18 protein-coding genes and 1 tRNA gene are annotated in these 15,517 nt (G+C 62.7%); 9 read left to right on the top strand and 10 right to left on the bottom strand.

The genetic code is table 11. The annotated features are described in order from the left end of the window. Positions 1 to 18 precede the first annotated feature (18 nt). Both ARUE_RS16035 and htpX read left to right on the top strand, forming a co-directional pair. Entirely contained in the window at positions 19 to 1,290 is a 1,272-nt protein-coding gene (locus ARUE_RS16035) for an MFS transporter (protein WP_014922453.1), read from the top strand. A 108-nt stretch (positions 1,291 to 1,398) separates the two neighbouring features. After that, positions 1,399 to 2,268 (top strand): zinc metalloprotease HtpX, encoded by an 870-nt coding sequence (htpX, locus tag ARUE_RS16030; RefSeq protein WP_014922452.1) that lies wholly within the window; start codon positions 1,399 to 1,401, stop codon positions 2,266 to 2,268. Positions 2,269 to 2,346: 78 nt separating this feature from the next. Here the strand turns inward: htpX and ARUE_RS16025 are convergent, their stop codons facing one another. After that, positions 2,347 to 2,838, bottom strand: coding sequence for a YajQ family cyclic di-GMP-binding protein (locus tag ARUE_RS16025; RefSeq protein WP_011775690.1), 492 nt, complete (start codon positions 2,836 to 2,838; stop codon positions 2,347 to 2,349). Between the two features lie 182 nt (positions 2,839 to 3,020). Between ARUE_RS16025 and ARUE_RS16020 the strand changes: the two genes are divergently transcribed. Then, the gene (locus ARUE_RS16020) at positions 3,021 to 3,287 is read left to right on the top strand and encodes a hypothetical protein (RefSeq protein WP_011775689.1); all 267 of its coding nucleotides are present in this window, start codon (positions 3,021 to 3,023) and stop codon (positions 3,285 to 3,287) included. A gap of 128 nt (positions 3,288 to 3,415) precedes the next feature. Continuing rightward, positions 3,416 to 3,497: transfer RNA gene (locus tag ARUE_RS16015), tRNA-Tyr, on the top strand. Positions 3,498 to 3,733: 236 nt separating this feature from the next. On the opposite strand, the gene ARUE_RS16010 is transcribed toward ARUE_RS16015, so the two are convergent. Continuing rightward, on the bottom strand, positions 3,734 to 4,507 hold the full coding sequence (locus ARUE_RS16010) for a potassium channel family protein (protein WP_014922451.1): 774 nt from the start codon (positions 4,505 to 4,507) through the stop codon (positions 3,734 to 3,736). 46 nt (positions 4,508 to 4,553) lie between these two features. Continuing rightward, positions 4,554 to 4,775 (bottom strand): hypothetical protein, encoded by a 222-nt coding sequence (locus ARUE_RS16005; RefSeq protein ID WP_011775687.1) that lies wholly within the window; start codon positions 4,773 to 4,775, stop codon positions 4,554 to 4,556. Positions 4,776 to 4,951: 176 nt separating this feature from the next. On the opposite strand from ARUE_RS16005, the gene ARUE_RS16000 reads away from it, so the two are divergent. Next, positions 4,952 to 5,497: an acyl-CoA thioesterase gene (locus ARUE_RS16000; protein WP_014922450.1), complete on the top strand. Its 546-nt coding sequence runs from the start codon at positions 4,952 to 4,954 to the stop codon at positions 5,495 to 5,497. Here ARUE_RS16000 and ARUE_RS15995 read toward each other — a convergent pair. From ARUE_RS15995 to ARUE_RS15985, 3 genes are read right to left on the bottom strand one after another with little or no spacing between them, the layout of a single operon-like run. Continuing rightward, positions 5,494 to 6,294, bottom strand: coding sequence for an ABC transporter permease subunit (locus ARUE_RS15995; protein ID WP_014922449.1), 801 nt, complete (start codon positions 6,292 to 6,294; stop codon positions 5,494 to 5,496). The two genes, ARUE_RS16000 and ARUE_RS15995, sit on opposite strands and share 4 nt — an antisense overlap. Then, positions 6,287 to 7,321: an ABC transporter ATP-binding protein gene (locus tag ARUE_RS15990; RefSeq protein WP_014922448.1), complete on the bottom strand. Its 1,035-nt coding sequence runs from the start codon at positions 7,319 to 7,321 to the stop codon at positions 6,287 to 6,289. The genes ARUE_RS15995 and ARUE_RS15990 overlap by 8 nt, the downstream gene beginning before the upstream one ends. Continuing rightward, complete coding sequence (locus ARUE_RS15985) at positions 7,318 to 7,995, bottom strand: TetR/AcrR family transcriptional regulator (RefSeq protein WP_014922447.1); 678 nt, start codon at positions 7,993 to 7,995, stop codon at positions 7,318 to 7,320. Before ARUE_RS15985 ends, ARUE_RS15990 begins: the two co-directional genes overlap by 4 nt. A gap of 132 nt (positions 7,996 to 8,127) precedes the next feature. Between ARUE_RS15985 and ARUE_RS15980 the strand changes: the two genes are divergently transcribed. Then, the gene (locus ARUE_RS15980; RefSeq protein ID WP_011775683.1) at positions 8,128 to 8,505 is read left to right on the top strand and encodes a thioredoxin family protein; all 378 of its coding nucleotides are present in this window, start codon (positions 8,128 to 8,130) and stop codon (positions 8,503 to 8,505) included. A gap of 107 nt (positions 8,506 to 8,612) precedes the next feature. On the opposite strand, the gene ARUE_RS15975 is transcribed toward ARUE_RS15980, so the two are convergent. After that, positions 8,613 to 8,891, bottom strand: coding sequence for a putative quinol monooxygenase (locus ARUE_RS15975; protein ID WP_011775682.1), 279 nt, complete (start codon positions 8,889 to 8,891; stop codon positions 8,613 to 8,615). Between the two features lie 83 nt (positions 8,892 to 8,974). Here ARUE_RS15975 and ARUE_RS15970 point away from each other — a divergent pair, with 83 nt between their 5' ends. Then, the gene (locus ARUE_RS15970) at positions 8,975 to 10,651 is read left to right on the top strand and encodes an AMP-binding protein (RefSeq protein ID WP_014922446.1); all 1,677 of its coding nucleotides are present in this window, start codon (positions 8,975 to 8,977) and stop codon (positions 10,649 to 10,651) included. Here ARUE_RS15970 and ARUE_RS15965 read toward each other — a convergent pair whose 3' ends face one another. From ARUE_RS15965 to ARUE_RS15955, 3 genes are all read right to left on the bottom strand, one after another. Next, on the bottom strand, positions 10,652 to 11,464 hold the full coding sequence (locus ARUE_RS15965; RefSeq protein WP_014922445.1) for an ABC transporter permease: 813 nt from the start codon (positions 11,462 to 11,464) through the stop codon (positions 10,652 to 10,654). Then, positions 11,464 to 12,432: an ATP-binding cassette domain-containing protein gene (locus ARUE_RS15960; RefSeq protein ID WP_043471403.1), complete on the bottom strand. Its 969-nt coding sequence runs from the start codon at positions 12,430 to 12,432 to the stop codon at positions 11,464 to 11,466. Before ARUE_RS15960 ends, ARUE_RS15965 begins: the two co-directional genes overlap by 1 nt. Before the next feature lie 104 nt (positions 12,433 to 12,536). Continuing rightward, positions 12,537 to 13,508 carry a DNA-3-methyladenine glycosylase family protein gene (locus ARUE_RS15955; RefSeq protein ID WP_011775678.1) on the bottom strand — a complete coding sequence of 324 codons (972 nt, stop codon included), beginning with the start codon at positions 13,506 to 13,508 and terminating at the stop codon, positions 12,537 to 12,539. A gap of 142 nt (positions 13,509 to 13,650) precedes the next feature. Here ARUE_RS15955 and ARUE_RS15950 point away from each other — a divergent pair, with 142 nt between their 5' ends. Beyond that, positions 13,651 to 14,043, top strand: coding sequence for a VOC family protein (locus ARUE_RS15950; RefSeq protein WP_011775677.1), 393 nt, complete (start codon positions 13,651 to 13,653; stop codon positions 14,041 to 14,043). Positions 14,044 to 14,097: 54 nt separating this feature from the next. Continuing rightward, the gene (locus tag ARUE_RS15945) at positions 14,098 to 15,483 is read left to right on the top strand and encodes a cystathionine beta-synthase (protein WP_014922442.1); all 1,386 of its coding nucleotides are present in this window, start codon (positions 14,098 to 14,100) and stop codon (positions 15,481 to 15,483) included. Positions 15,484 to 15,517 lie beyond the last annotated feature (34 nt).

The raw sequence follows: 15,517 nt of genomic DNA, 5'->3' as shown, positions 1-15,517 counted from the left end.
GCTCGTTAAGGTAGGACGGTGGCGAAACTACTGGCTGACATCACCCCCTTGAAGGAGAGTCCCGCATTCAGGCGACTCTGGTTGGGGGCATCAGTAGCCGCCATCGGCACGCAGTTGACGCTGGTGGCTGTCAGCTTGGAGGTCTATCGGCTCACGCAGGAGAGCTTCTATGTGGGCCTCTTGGGAATCTTCGCGCTGGTTCCTTTGGTGTTCGCCGGGCTCTACGGTGGTTCCATTTCGGATGCCTACGATCGCCGCAAGGTTGCCCTCATCGCCTCGCTTGTCCTCTGGGCGACCACGGCCGGGCTCGCTTTGCAGGCATGGCTGGAGATCGGCAACATCTGGCTCCTCTACGCATTGGTGGCCATCCAAAGTGGAGCCCAAGGCATCAACGGTCCCGCCCGCAGTGCCATCATCCCGCTCCTGGTCCGCAAGGATCTGCTTCCCGCGGCCAACGCCCTGAGCATGCTGACGTTTGGCCTGTCCATGACGGCCGGGCCACTCCTGGCCGGCGTGCTCGTAGCCACCATCGGCTTCGGGTGGACCTACACCATTGACGTCATCAGCTTCACATTCGCACTGTGGGGCCTCTTCAAACTCCCACCCCTCCCACCGTCCAAAGACGCCGTGCGGCCAGGGCTGCGCTCCGTGGTGGAGGGCTTCCGGTTCCTCGGCACCCGGCCCAACGTGCGCATGACCTTCATCATCGACCTCATTGCCATGATCTGTGCCCAGCCCCGCGCACTGATGCCGGCCATTGGGGCGGTGATGATCGGCGGAGGCGAAACCACCGTAGGTGTGCTGCTCGCGTCCACAGCCGTGGGCGCTTTCCTGGCCGGCCTCTTTTCCGGGCCCTTGGGCCGGGTTCGCAAACAGGGCAGCGCCGTGGTGTGGTCGGTGATCGGCTGGGGCGCATCGATTGCCGGCTTTGGTCTGGTGGTGCTGCTGGCCGGGGATGCCGGCCGCGACGGTGTGACGCTCTGGCTGATCCCTGCCGCGCTGTGCTGCGCCCTTGCCGGTATCTCCGACTCCGTCAGTGCCGTCTTCCGCACCACCATTCTCCAGGCGGCTACGCCGGACCACATGAGGGGGCGGCTTCAGGGCGTGTTCATTGTGGTGGTGGCCGGAGGGCCCCGGGTAGGGGACATGTTGGCCGGGGGCGTCACCCAGTTCCTGAGCGAAGGCGGCGTGCTGCTCCTGGGCGGCCTGTTGTGCATTGTGATGGCGTGGCTTGCCTCCCGCCTGCAGCCCGGATTCGTCGCGTACGATGCCAAGCACCCGGTGCCATGACTCTGCCGGCCACCGCCAACGTAGGCTGACAACGGAACAGTACGGTCGGCGTCGGCGTTAATCCGTACAGAACCCCTGCAAAAGCCGAGGAAAGCGACAAGAACAACCGTGCATAAACACAACAATGGACTCAAGACCGCGGCGCTCTTCGGTGTGCTGTGGGCGGTGTTGTTGGGTTTGGGCGCCATCATCGCCGCCGGAACGCGCAGTACCACGCCCATCTGGATCATGGCCTTGATCGGTGTGGCCACCACGGCGTATGGCTACTGGAACAGCGACAAGATCGCCATCCGTTCCATGGCCGCGTACCCGGTCACCGAGGCGCAGGCACCGCAGCTGTACCAGATCGTTCGAGAACTGTCCGTGCGTGCCAACAAGCCCATGCCGCGGATCTACCTCTCACCCACCATGACACCCAACGCCTTCGCCACCGGACGCAATCCCAAGAACGCTGCCGTGTGCTGCACGGAGGGCATTCTCCACCTGCTCGACGCCCGCGAACTCAGGGGCGTCCTGGGACATGAACTGATGCACGTGTACAACCGTGACATCCTCACCTCGTCCGTAGCTGCTGCCGTGGCCGGCGTTATCACTTCCGTGGGTCAGATGCTGCTCATCTTCGGGAGCGGAGACCGACGCAACGCCAACCCGCTGGCCACCATCGCGATGGCCTTGCTCGCGCCCTTCGCGGCGTCACTGATTCAGATGGCCATCTCCCGCACCCGTGAATTCGACGCCGATGAAGACGGCGCGGAGCTGACCGGCGATCCGTTGGCGCTCGCCTCAGCCCTGCGCAAGATCGAATCCGGCGTCAGCCAGCTGCCGCTCCCGCCGGACCAGCGGCTGGTCAATGCCTCGCACCTGATGATCGCCAACCCGTTCCGCGGCGGCGGCATACGGCGCATGTTCTCCACGCATCCGCCCATGAAAGAACGAATCAGCCGATTGGAACGGATGGCCGGGCGCCCGCTGTTGTAACTGGCTTAAACGTCCCTGGCCCGCTTTTCCGTGGTTGAACAACCACGGAAAAGCGGGCCAGCGACGTTTAAGCGTGGACTAGCTGCGGAAGTTAACGAACTGCAGATCGGCCTCTTCGAACTTCTTGAGGATGTTCATGGTCTCCTGCAGGTCATCGCGGGACTTGGACGTGACGCGGAGTTCGTCGCCCTGGATCTGAGACTTGACGGACTTCGGGGCTTCATCGCGGATGATCTTATTGATCTTCTTGGCGATGTCCTGGGCGATGCCCTCCTTGATGGAGCACTCCAGGCGGAACTCCTTGCCGGAGGGGAAAGGCTCTCCCTGGTCCAGGGACTTCAGCGAGATGCCGCGCTTGATGAGCTTGGACTGGAAAACATCCAGGACAGCCAGGACGCGGTCCTCGGAGTTGGCCTTCATGAGGATCTTTTCGCCGCTGAAGTCGATCTCTGCGCCGACGCCCTTGAAGTCGTATCGCTGCGCGATTTCCTTCTGGGACTGGTTCAGCGCGTTGGCAACCTCTTGCTTGTCTACCTTGCTGACGACGTCGAATGTGGATTCGCCTGCCATGACTCTCCTTAGGTTGGGGGCCCTGTGAGGGCGGGGTGGTCTGGCATCCAGCCTAGTACGGAAGGCGCCACTTGGGACTGTGGAGGACTTTCACAGTTCGCTCACAGCACACGCAGGGTTGGAACTGAGGCAGCAGGTTGAGAGTTGTACCAGTTGGAAGAACGCTTCGTCGGAGGATCAGCATGAGCAGCAAGGCCGTCCAGTCCATCAGCAAATCCGCGTCTGCAGCAGCCGGCTCCATCGGCACGGCAGCAGTTGCCGCAGCGAGTGCCGTGGCGGCCGCGGCAGTGGCAGCGTCGATCGTCCTCAGCCCTGTTCCCGATGCCACCACGCGAATGGACGGTGTGCACGCAGATTTGCTGCGGGCCGTGCAACTCAACCAGATCACTGCCGAGCAGGCCGAAAAGTTCGAAGCGAAACTTGCCGGCAGGATCCTCGGGGAAGCCTGAAATACCGCGACATCCCGGGCATCCCGCCCCGATTAGATTCTTCGCAGAAACTTCTGTAAGGTTATCTCTGCCTTCGGTTACCGGATCTAAAAGAAACGGTCTCCGGAAGTGATCTTCTTTTGAAGTTCGGCAGATTACCCGAGCGGCCAAAGGGGGCTGACTGTAAATCAGCTGGCAACGCCTACGGGGGTTCGAATCCCTCATCTGCCACCCAAGGAAAATCCCCGGAACCACTGGTTCCGGGGATTTTTTTGTCCCTAGGGACGCGCGTGGCGGCGACGGGAGCTTCATGTCCGCGGGAGTGTGCGGCTGTCACCCACTTTGAACCGGAAAGCCGGGTGACACGCCGGAAGCCACGGCGCGCCACGCCACGTGAGTCCTCGAAGTTGGTGGTGAGCGTACGGCCAAACCAGAGGTCGCCTGGCAACCCGTTACGGGACGCTGGACTAAGCCTCGTGCCCCTGCCTGGGCGCGGTGGCTTGCCTAAGTTCCGCGATCTCCATCCGCAGCGCCGCGATCTCCGTCACCAGATCGGCCAGCTCGGCCCTGACTGGTTCCTCCGCTGCGACAGCCTTGACTTCTGCTGCTGCCGCCACGCCTTCGGCATTCTCTTCGATTCGCTGCAGGAGCCAGGAAGCGATGGAGGCTGTGACAATACCCAGAACCGCGATCCCGCTCATCATGAGGGCTGCTGCGACGATCCTGCCGATGGGAGTCACGGGGTAGAGATCGCCATAACCCACGGTGGTGATGGTGGTGATGGCCCACCATGCAGCGTCCCCGAACGTGACGATCTTGGCGTCGGGGGCGTTCTGCTCCACGTCCAGCACGGCCAGAGCCCCGATGAGGATCAGCATGGCTGCCGCGCCTGCAACGTAGGTGGCGACGCGTCCGCGGAGGGTTTCACCAACGGTGCGTTGCAGGACGGACAGCAAAGTGACCAGCCTCAGCAACCGGAGTGGCCGGAAGAAGGGGAGCACCACGATCAGGAGTTCGTGCAGGTTCCAGAGGAACCACCGCATCCGGTCTTCGGCAAGCCAGAGGTTGACGAAGTAGTCCAATGCGAAGATTCCCCACGTGATCCAGAGGACAACCTCGAAGGGGGCTGCCTCGGCGCCGCTGATGCGACCGATAACCTGCCACGCGTAAGCCGTGAGGAAAATCAGTGCCGTGGCCATCAGGGGCCATTCGACGAGGTCCCGGTATCGCGCTTGAGTCATAGGGGAATACTAGCTACCGCGAAGACCCTGCCTTTACTGGACTGGATCAGGCGGCCGGCGTCTCCAGCCAGTAGCCGTCCAAGTGGTGAATCAGTTGGCGGCCCAGGCCACCCTTGAGTTGGATCCACAGCGTGCTGCGGTCATCGGTCATGCCATCGATGGTTCCCTCGATGCGGTTGCCGCGGGCATCTTGGAGGACCACATCCTGGTGGCGGGAGAGTTCCGGCCAAACGTCGCCTTGCGGCCTGGTGGTTTGCAGTGTGCTCAAAGGTTCCCCCTTTAGGTGTTCGATCAATATGAGTTTCAGATATTGTGCATGGCTTTCATGAACCGGCGGTAAACGTTAGTGCAATCGTTGGACATAAACGGCCGTTGCGCTAAGAGCCGGGTCCACAATGCGGGCGCCATATTCCCTCCAAAGTTACCGGCGGGTAACATTGGATCATGCACCTGCTTCTTCGTACCCTCATGCTGCTGTTCACGTCATCCAAGCGCTCAAAATTGGGCGTCTGGGAAGAATCATCGCTGCCCTTGCGGGTTCTGCCCACCGACATCGACATCGCGATGCACGTCAATAACGGCATGTATTTCTCCTTGATGGACCTCGGCCGTTTCGACCTCATGGTCCGCAGCGGCATCTGGACAAGGATGCGCAAGCGGGGGTGGAGTCCGGTGGCAGCAGGGGAGACCATCGCCTTCCGCAAGTCCCTGCAACTGTGGCAGCAATACACCATCGAAAGCCGCATCATTGGGCTGGATACCAAGGCCATCTACTTTGAGCAGCGCATGGTGGTGGACGGTGAAATCTATGCCCGGGCGCACATCGCCACCCGGTTGGTCCATAAGGGCAAACCCGTCACGCAGGAAGAAATCATCGCTGAGTTCGGAGCGCCGCCGGCTGACCTGGAATTGCCCGAGTGGATCCACGAGTGGCGGGAGAACAACGCCCTCCCCGGAGCGCGTCGTCCCGCCCCGCACGTCTGGAGCTAAACCCCTACGTCGCGTCGCTGCAGCGCCACGGCTCCGAGCACAATGAGTGCTGCCGAGATGCCGTACAGGCCCGCGGCGGCTCCCCAGTCAGCACCGTTGGCCACTGGGGAGTTGCCGTACGCCCAGTGGTAGGGCGACAAGTTCAGCAGCCATTCGACGTCGGGACTTTGCCGTCCCACCGCGTTGAAGACATACCCGAGAACGGCCACGGCGGCGCCGGCCGCGATCCCGTACACCTTCCGGCCGCTGAGCGCACCGGCGCAGAGCGCGGCTGTCCCGCTGAGCAGCGCCAGTGCGGCGAACAGCAGTACCGCTCCGGCGAGATGACCGACGTCGATGCTGAGTTGAGAGGGTCCGTTGAGTCCCAGCACCAGCAGGAAGACGAGCACCGAAAGCAGGGCAATACGAACCAGGATCGCCAGGGCGCGTTCGAGGACTACCTGCACTCGTGTGACGCTGTGCGCGAGCGTCAGTTCAAGCAATCCGGATTCCTCGTCGCCACCCACAGCCGCGGCGCCCCAGCCGATCGAGGCCATGGACATCAACAGGAATCCGATCAGCCCGAACATGGTGGCTTGGGTGTAGCCGGGCCCGGACGCGATTTGGTCGTAGTTCAGGGCTTTGGTCATTTCGGGCGGCAGCGCATTGATCAGGTCCTGCATCTGTGCGCTGCCTCCGATCGAGGGATACAGCGGCAGGTACAGCATGCACGCCGCCGACAAACCCAGCGCCCACGCCAACGTTGAACGCCACGAGTCGGTCAGGGCCTTGGTGAACAGGGGCAGAATCCTAGGCACGGTGCGCTCCTTCCGTGTGGCGGCCGGGTGTCCTGCCATTCCCAGCGGACTGGCCATTTTCGGTGGTCTGGCCAAGCCTTGGAGGCTGACCAAGCCCTGGCGGCTGGCCGGCATAGAGAGTCAACACGGCTTCCTCCAAATCGGGTTCTTCGAGGACCAGGTCCGTGAGGTTCAACTTGGCCAGTTCCTGGACCAGCGGCTGGACGTGGCCGGACAGCGTCGCCACCGCCTCGACTGTTCCGGCAGTGTGCCCGTCGGCCTTGAGCTCCCGTACTGCCACATTGGCGACTCCCGGCACCCTGGCCAGCAGCGCGCCGACGTCGTGCGGATCCGTCCTGGTGCTATTGAACCGTAGCTGCCGGACCGCTGCCGTCCTGAGCTCCTCCACCGTGGAAACGGTGACGATTTCACCGTCGCGGAGGATGGCCACTGCGTCGGCGGCTTGTTGTACTTCGCTGAGAACGTGCGAGCTGAGGAACACTGTTGCGCCATCATCCACGGCCTCGCGAACCATCGCATGGAACACCTGCTGGACTAACGGATCCAGTCCGCTGGTGGGTTCGTCGAGCACCAGGAGTTCAGGTTTGTGCATGAAGGCCTGCAGCAGTCCCAGCTTCTGTTTGTTCCCTTTGGAGAGCTTCCGGGTCTGGCGATCAAGATCAAGGTCCAGCCGCTCAGCGAGCTGCTTGACATGCTGAGGGTCCACGGGGCCGCTGATCGCCGCGAAGTGTTCCAGCACGCGGCGGCCGGTGGTCCGGTTTTCCAAATGCAGTTCGCCGGGAAGGTAACCGATCCTGCGGCGGAGGGCCGTACCTGCCTGCCGGGGATCCTGTCCGAGCACCGAGATGGACCCCGCGCTGGGCCGGATGATGTCCAGCAGGCAGCGCATGGTGGTGGTCTTGCCCGCACCGTTCGGCCCGATGACGCCGAATACAGTCCCTGATTCCACCGCGAAATCCAGTCCGTGCAGGACTTCCCGGGGTCCGAACTTCTTGCGCAAACCCTCGACGACGATTGCCTGGGTCACAGGGCATGCTCCCTTCCGGCGTTGCTGGTGCTTTGCTGTAATACGTCGCGGGCCGCGTCCAGGAATCGCGAGTCCGTGTAAAAGCCGTGTGTGTAAATCTCCAGGGCGGGCAAGGTGAGCTGCCGGAGAAGCTCGGGGCCGATGCCGTGGGGCTCGGGGGCTACAGTTCTCAGTGTCCGGGAGAGGTGCCTGCCCAGCATGAGGATCGACAGGCTGTTGGAGGCGATGACGACGGCGGTGGACCGGACGTCGTCGAACTTCCGGATGGTGCCGGCCTCGATTCCGGCGTGGATGATGTCCTGGGTCTGCCTCACGACGGTGTCGAAAAAGGCGTCGCCGGCTTCCGACTCATCGCTCAGGACGCGGCGGATGTAGGCAATTTCGTCGGAGTACTGGTCCGGGTGGTTCAGGTAGTCCTGGATCAACTGCCGTGTGGATCCCGGGTCCGTTTTCTCGCGGCCTTGGGTTGCTGTTTGGGCGAGGACGTGCTGATCACAAGCCTCACGGAGCCCGGCTTTGTTGCCGAAATGGTGAATGACCAGGCCCGGACTGACACCGGCAACTGCGGCCACCGCCCTGACTGTGGCGCGGGAGAATCCGTCGCGGCCGAACAGCCCGATCGCGGCGTCGCGGATGCGGGCCCGCGTGGTGAGATCCGCTGCGTTTGAACGCATGTTTCATAGACTAAACAGCTGTTCAGTCCGGATCAAGAGAGTGCACGGTGCGCGTTTATTCCCGTTGACGCGGGAAGCGAACAGGGCGCCCCTCCACGGGACTTAGCAAGCGGTGTCGCGTACCGTGGAAGCATGGCTACAGTTGACATCACTGGAGAACAGTTCGCATCGACCATCGAGGACAACGACATTGTCCTGGTGGATTTCTGGGCTGCCTGGTGCAGCCCGTGCCGCCAGTTTGCCCCCACGTACGGGGCAGCCTCGGAGAAGCACACCGACGTCGTGTTCGCGAAGGTAGACACCGAGGCCGAGCAGCAACTCGCCGCCGAAGCCGGGATCACGTCCATACCGACGCTCATGGCATTCCGCGAAAAGGTTCTGGTCTTCTCGCAGCCGGGAGCCCTCAACGGTCCGCAGCTTGAGCAGGTCATCGAGGCCGTGAAGGGCCTGGACATGGAAGAGGTCCACGCCCACGTTGCCAAGGCGCGCGCCGAGGCCCAGGAAAACTAAGAACAAACGGCGGGCCCGAATCATCAAGGTCGCCGGAAAGCATCGAGGTCGCCGGAAAATTCCGGCGACCTCGACGTGTTTAAGGTGTTCTGGCAGTCTTGCGGCGATCAGAGCCGTTCGAGCTTGACCGGCTCGGCGAGCAGTGCGCTGAGGGACTCGTTCAGGTCCTGGACGGCGATGCCCTTGGAGTGCTTCTCCAGGAGCTCTTCGGATTCCCAGCGTTCCGTGAGGACGAGCTTTTCCTCGGTGGCTTCGGTCAGTTCGTAACGGATGCAGCCGGGTTCGTTGACGACCTCGTCGATGGCGATTTCCAGAGCGAGCTTCACGCGGAAGAATTCGCCTTCGTTGGGGATGAACGTGGCCTGCAGGTCAATGGGTGCACTCATGGCTCCAACCCTACCGGCAGGACACGGTGCTGCTGGAGGTGGTTACGGTTCTGTTGCGAGCAGTCCCTTGGTAGCGTTCCGTCATGTTGTCCTATACCGCCGGAGACACTGACGTCCCGCTGCTCGAAGAGACCATTGGCGCTAATTTTGAGCGCATCGCGTCCCGGTTTCCCTTGCGGGATGCGCTGATCGAGGCCGCTGCTACTCCAGGCGGTGACGCCCGCAGGTGGAGCTACCAGAAGCTGAACGACGACGTCGATCGCCTCGCCCGCGCGCTGCTCGCCATGGGCGTGGCCAAGGGTGAGAGGATCGGCATCTGGAGTCCCAACTGTGCCGAGTGGACCATCCTTCAATACGCCACGGCCAAGATCGGCGCTGTGCTGGTCAACGTGAACCCGGCGTACAGGACTCACGAGCTGGAGTTCGTGGTGAAGCAGAACGGCATGAGAATGCTGGTGGCCGCACCAAGCGACAAGAACAGCGACTACGTGGGCATGGCCAGGGATGCGGCCAGCAACTGTCCCGAGCTCCGGGAGATCGTCTTCCTTCCGGGGGCGCCGGAACTGGGCCTCACCTTGGGCGTCCCGGAAGCCGACCATGAACTCACGTATGCCGAACTCCTGACCCGGGCGGACGGCGTCGGGACTTCAGCCCTGCGGGACCGCATGGGCGAACTTGACCCGTACGATCCCATCAACCTGCAGTACACCTCGGGCACCACGGGGTTCCCCAAGGGGGCCACCCTGACGCACCACAACATCCTCAACAACGGTCATTCGATCGGCCGGCTCCTGAACTACACCGAACATGACCGGGTGGTGATCCCGGTACCGTTCTACCACTGCTTCGGCATGGTGATCGGGAATCTCAACGCGCTGAGTTTCGGTGCGGCCACCATCATTCCGGGCCGCGGGTTCAACGCGTCGGCGGCGTTGGAAGCGGTGCAGGACTTCGGCGGGACATCGTTGTACGGCGTGCCCACCATGTTCATCGCTGAGCTCGCGTTACCGGATTTCGCTTCCTACGATCTCTCCACGCTGCGGACAGGAGTGATGGCCGGTTCCCTGTGTCCCATCGAAGTGATGCGCCGGGTCATCGATGAGATGCACATGGTGGATGTTGCCATTTGCTACGGCATGACGGAGACCTCGCCCGTGTCCACCATGACCCGTGCGGGGGACACGCTGGAGCAGCGGACCAGCACGGTAGGCCGGACCATGCCGCACCTTGAGAGCCGCGTTATTGACCCCGGCTCCATGGAAGTTGTGGAGCGCGGTGTCATCGGCGAGCTCTGCACACGGGGCTACTCGGTGATGCAGGGCTACTGGGGCCAACCGGACAAAACCGCGGAGGCGATCGACGCCGAAGGCTGGATGCACACCGGTGACCTTGCCCGCATGGATGAGGACGGCTACCTGGTGATCGAGGGCCGCATCAAGGACATGGTGATCCGCGGCGGGGAGAACATCTACCCGCGCGAGATCGAGGAATTCCTGTACCTCCACCCGTCCATCCAGGATGTGCAGGTCATCGGCGTCCCGGACGAGAAGTACGGCGAAGAACTGATGGCGTGCATCATTCTCAAGCCCGGGTCTCCTGCCCTGACCGCCGAGGAGCTGGCGGAGTACTGTCGCGGAAAGCTGGCCCACTACAAAATCCCGCGCTACGTTGACGTCCGCGAGTCCTTCCCCATGACGGTGTCCGGCAAGGTGCGGAAGGTGGACATGCGGCAGGAAGCGGTCTCCCGGCTCCACCTCTAACTAGTTCGTGTTGCGGCTGATGGTCCGGATACCCACTACAAGTCCGACGGCGGCCGTCACCACTGCGGCCACGAGTCCCCACATCGTGTCCATGCCGATGCGCCCGGCAAACAACTCCCGTTCAGCATTGACCAAGTAGGTCAGCGGATTGAACAGGCTGGCCACCTTCATCCACCCCGGACCGGCCTCAATGGGGAGCATGATGCCGGAGAGGATCATCAGCGGGAACAGCAGGGTTTGCTGCACGCCCCAGAAGATCCATTCCTTGTTCTGCGAGACCAAGGCCAGTGCATAGGACAAAGCCCCCAGCCCAATGCCGAAGACGCCCAGGATCACCAGCCCCAACACCACGTGCAAGGGGTAGAAAACGAAACCAAAGGGGATGCAGACCACGGAGATCAGCAAGCCTTGCAACACCAGGGGAGCCCATTCCTTCAGCGCCCTGCCAATCATCAGCGAAGAACGGGACAGTGGTGTGGCCAGGATCCTTTCATAGGAACCGGTCATGAGTTCGTACTGCAGGTTTGAACCGGTCATGGAGGTGCCGAACAGTGCGATCATCACCACCACTCCGGGAAGGAACCATTGCAGCGTGGACTGCCCACCGAAGGCCGGAGCACCTACTGCAGAGCCCAGCAACGGCCCAAACAAACCCAGGAACACCAGCGGTTGGATGAGGGAGAAGATCAGTGAGAACGGATCCCGCATCGGCAGCAGCATCTCGCGCCAGAACACGAACCATGTATCGGTCACTACGCTGCGCGGTCCGCGTTTTTGGGCAGTGACACCCGGGGCAACGGCTTGTTCGATCATCAGACTTCAGCTCCTTCCCGCAGGCTGCGGCCGGTCAATTCCAGGAAAACGTCATCCAGCGTGGGCGGTTTCAACTCCAGTGACTGGGCGGGAGCGCCGGCGTCGTGCATTTCCTTCAGCAACCCGGGCGCCAGTTGGGCGCCTTGGGCCAGCCGGAGGCGGAAGCGGACCACGCCGTCGTACGCGTTTTCCTCCATGTCGCCCTCGGCGGCGGCACGGCCCAGCAGGCCACGCACTTCCGACGCCGAACCGGCGGCGACCTCCACTGCCAAGAGGTCACCGGCGAGGTTCGCTTTGAGCCGTGAGGCGGTGTCGTCGGCGATGATGGTCCCGTGGTCGATCACGATCACGCGCTCGGACATGGAGTCGGCCTCATCCATGTAATGGGTGGTCAGCACAATGGTGGTCCCGTGTTCCTCGCGCATGCGCATGATGTGCTCCCAGAGGTTTGCACGGTTCTGTGGATCCATGCCGGTGGAAGGTTCATCGAGGAACAGCAAGCCAGGGGAGTGCATCAGCCCGAGGGCCACGTCCATGCGTCGTCGTTGCCCGCCGGAAAGTTTGATTACTGTGCGCTTGGCCAGGTCGCTGAGGTCCAAAGATGCCATGAGGGTCTCGGCGCGGGCTTTGGCGTCTGTGGTGTTCATTCCGTAGAAGCGGCCCTGCATGATCAGTTCGTCGATCACCCGGTAGCTGTGCCCGCCGCCATTGCCTTGGCCGATGTAACCGATCCGGGCACGCACGCCGGCGGGGTCCTTTTCGACGTCGACGCCGGCCACAGTGGCCGAACCCGACGTTGGTTTCACCAAAGTGGTCAGCATCCGCAGGGTGGTGGACTTGCCGGCGCCGTTCGGGCCAAGGAAGGCAACCAGTTCGCCCGGGGCGACGTGGATGTCCACGCCCTTCACGGCCTCGACGGTTTCCTTCTTAACGGTGAAGGTCTTAGTGAGCTTGTTGGTGTGGATCACGGTCACTCCAGGGACGGCTTGTGATGGGCTCCTAAGCGCCACGGTATACCCGCCGGAAATGACCGTCCATGCCCCTGCGGACAGCTCCCGTCCGCAATAAAAACTCAGTGTCCGCGGTGATCCTGAACAGTCATGCGCGGCCCGAACGTGGGTTTGCGGAAGCCGCTCAAATACAGCATGCGGACCAGTCGCTGCCTCTGACCGCGCCACGGTTCCAGCAACTCGATCATGCCGGCGTCGTCTGTTTTTTGCCCAGTCAGGGCGTACCCCACATAGGCGGCCAGGTGGTAGTCGCCCACGGAAATCGAATCAGGGCAGCCGTGGGTCCGTTGGACAACTTCAGCGGCGGTCCAGATGCCGATGCCCGGAATGGTCTGCAGTTTGGCGCCGGCCTTCGCCGGGTCCAGCTCAGCAAGACGTTCAAGCGCGACGGCGGATTGCAGCGCCCGCATGACTGTGGCCGATCGTTGTGGTCCAACCCCGGCCTTGTGCCACTCCCACGAAGGGACGGACAGCCACTGCCTGGCGGTGGGAGGAACGAGGAGTCCGGCAGGGGCCTTGCCCGGGGCAGGCGTTCCGAAGCGGTACATCAAATACCGGTAGCCGCGCCTTGCCTCCAAAGTGGTGACCTTTTGCTCCAAAATGGTGGGCACCAAGGAATCAACCACCCGCCCGGTGGAGGGCAGCCGCAGAGCCAGGTTCCGGCGTCGTGCCTCTGTAACCAGCCGCGGAAGAGTGGCATGGAAGGCAGGCTCGTCGAAAGACGACCAATCGTCCTCGGCGCCCAGCAGCCTGGGCACGCCGGCCACGGCGTCCTCCGCTCCGGGTCCCCATGCCTGGGCGTCCACGAAGGAATCCACCCCCAGGCCACCTCCTGAGAGGCGGAGGGTCACCGGGCCGGAAGGAGTAGTGAACGCCATCCAAAATCCGCTGGTGTGCGCTGCGAAGGACGGATCCGCGTTGCCGCGCATGAGCGGAAACATGGTCTGGTCCAGGCGGAAGGAACCGCCCGGATGCCACCGGACGGCCGCATCCGCCGCGGCCGCAACAACGGGCGGGGCGTCTGCGATGGTCATGTTTTTATGGTCCCACGCCCGGCTGACAATCTGCAGACAGAACCCCTTACGGCAGGCGCCGGCCGGGTCTAGACTCCGTGATGTGGCGTGGGTGGGCCGCGCCATATCCCAGGACAAATCCCAGGAACAAGGAGCGCGAATCATGGCCGCCATAGTGCATTTCGAGATTCCGACGGACAACACAGACAGGGCCAACACTTTCTACGAGAGTGCGTTCGGCTGGAACCTGAGCCCTATGCAGGGGATGGACTACACCATCGCCCTTACGGCACCTTCCGATGAGCAAACGGGTACGCCCAAGGAACCCGGAGCCATCAACGGAGCCCTGTTCCCGCGCACGGATAATCTGAAGACCCCCATCCTCACCATCGATGTGGACGATATTGATGCCGCGCTCGGACAGATCGAGTCGGCAGGTGGCAGTGTGGTCCAGGCCAAGGATGCTGTACCCACCATGGGCTGGTACGCCTACTTCAAGGACACCGAGGGCAATGTTTTGGGTGTGTGGCAGAACGACACCTCCGCCGGGACCTGAGCACGAACTGACTCGGGTCAAGTCCCATAGCGACCACGCGGTAACTTTGTACCTATGAAGTACGCCCAGTCCGTGTTGGACCTCATCGGCAATACGCCGCTCATCAAGCTCAACCACGTCACGGAGGGGATCAAAGCCACCGTCCTCGTGAAGCTCGAATACGTCAACCCCGGCGGATCCATCAAGGACCGGATCGCCGTGAAGATGATCGAAGAAGCGGAAAAGGACGGCAGGCTCAAGCCCGGCGGAACCATCGTTGAGCCCACCTCGGGCAACACCGGAGTGGGCCTGGCGCTCGTGGCCCAGCAAAAGGGCTATAAGTGCGTTTTCGTGGTGCCGGACAAAGTGGGCGAGGACAAGCGCGCAGTCCTGCAGGCCTACGGTGCCGAGGTTGTGGTGACGCCCACGTCTGTGCCTCCCGACAGCCCGCAGAGCTACTACGGCGTTTCCGACCGACTGGTCAGGGAAATCCCGGGCGCCTTCAAGCCGGACCAGTTCTCCAACCCTGCCGCCCCCGGCAGCCACTTCGAATCGACGGGTCCGGAAATCTGGCAGGACACCGACGGCAGGGTCACGCATGTGGTCATCGGCGCCGGAACCGGTGGCACCATCACCGGCACGGGCCGCTTCCTCAAGCAGGTTTCGGCTGACCGCGCAGAGTCCGACGGCGGCCGGGTCAAGGTCATCGGCGCCGATCCGGAAGGTTCGGTCTACTCAGGCGGCACCGGCAGGCCGTACTTCGTTGAGGGCGTCGGCGAGGACATGTGGCCCGACAACTACGATCCCTCCGTACCGGACGACGTCATCGCCGTATCCGACGCTGACTCCTTCTCAATGACCCGTCGCCTCGCGCGGGAAGAGGGTCTCCTGGTGGGCGGTTCCTCGGGGATGGCCGTGGTTGCCGCACTGCAGGCAGCCAAGGACCTGGACGAATCCGCCGTCGTAGTGGTGATCCTGCCGGATTCCGGCCGCGGCTACCTCGCCAAGATTTTCAACGACCAGTGGATGCGTTCCTATGGCTTCCTTTCCGGCGGCGAAGAGGCGTCCGTGGGCGAGGTCCTCAAGTCCAAGACCGGCGAGATGCCGGACCTGGTGCACATCCACCCGAACGAGACCGTCCGCGATGTCATCAACATCATGAACGAGTTCGGCGTCTCCCACATCCCGGTCCTTTCACAGGAGCCGCCCGTGGTGATGGGCGAGGTCATGGGGGCCGTGGACGAGCGGAGCCTCACCAGCAAACTGTTCCGTGGCGAAGCCAAGCTGTCAGACAAGATCTCCGAACACATGGGGGACCGGCTCCCCGTGATCGGCTCCCTGGAAACCATTTCCGCCGCGCGGGAGCTGCTATCCGACGTCGATACCGTCATGGTGACCTTCCTGGGTGCTCCGGTGGGCATCCTGACGCGCCATGACCTCCTGGCGTACTTGAGCAACTAAGCCCGCGCGCTTGATCAAACATTCAACCGAACCA

Source organism: Arthrobacter sp. Rue61a (assembly GCF_000294695.2).
GTDB lineage: Bacteria > Actinomycetota > Actinomycetes > Actinomycetales > Micrococcaceae > Arthrobacter > Arthrobacter aurescens_A.
The sequence above is the reverse complement of the archived record's forward strand: the minus strand, read 5'-3'. Positions and strand labels throughout refer to the sequence as shown.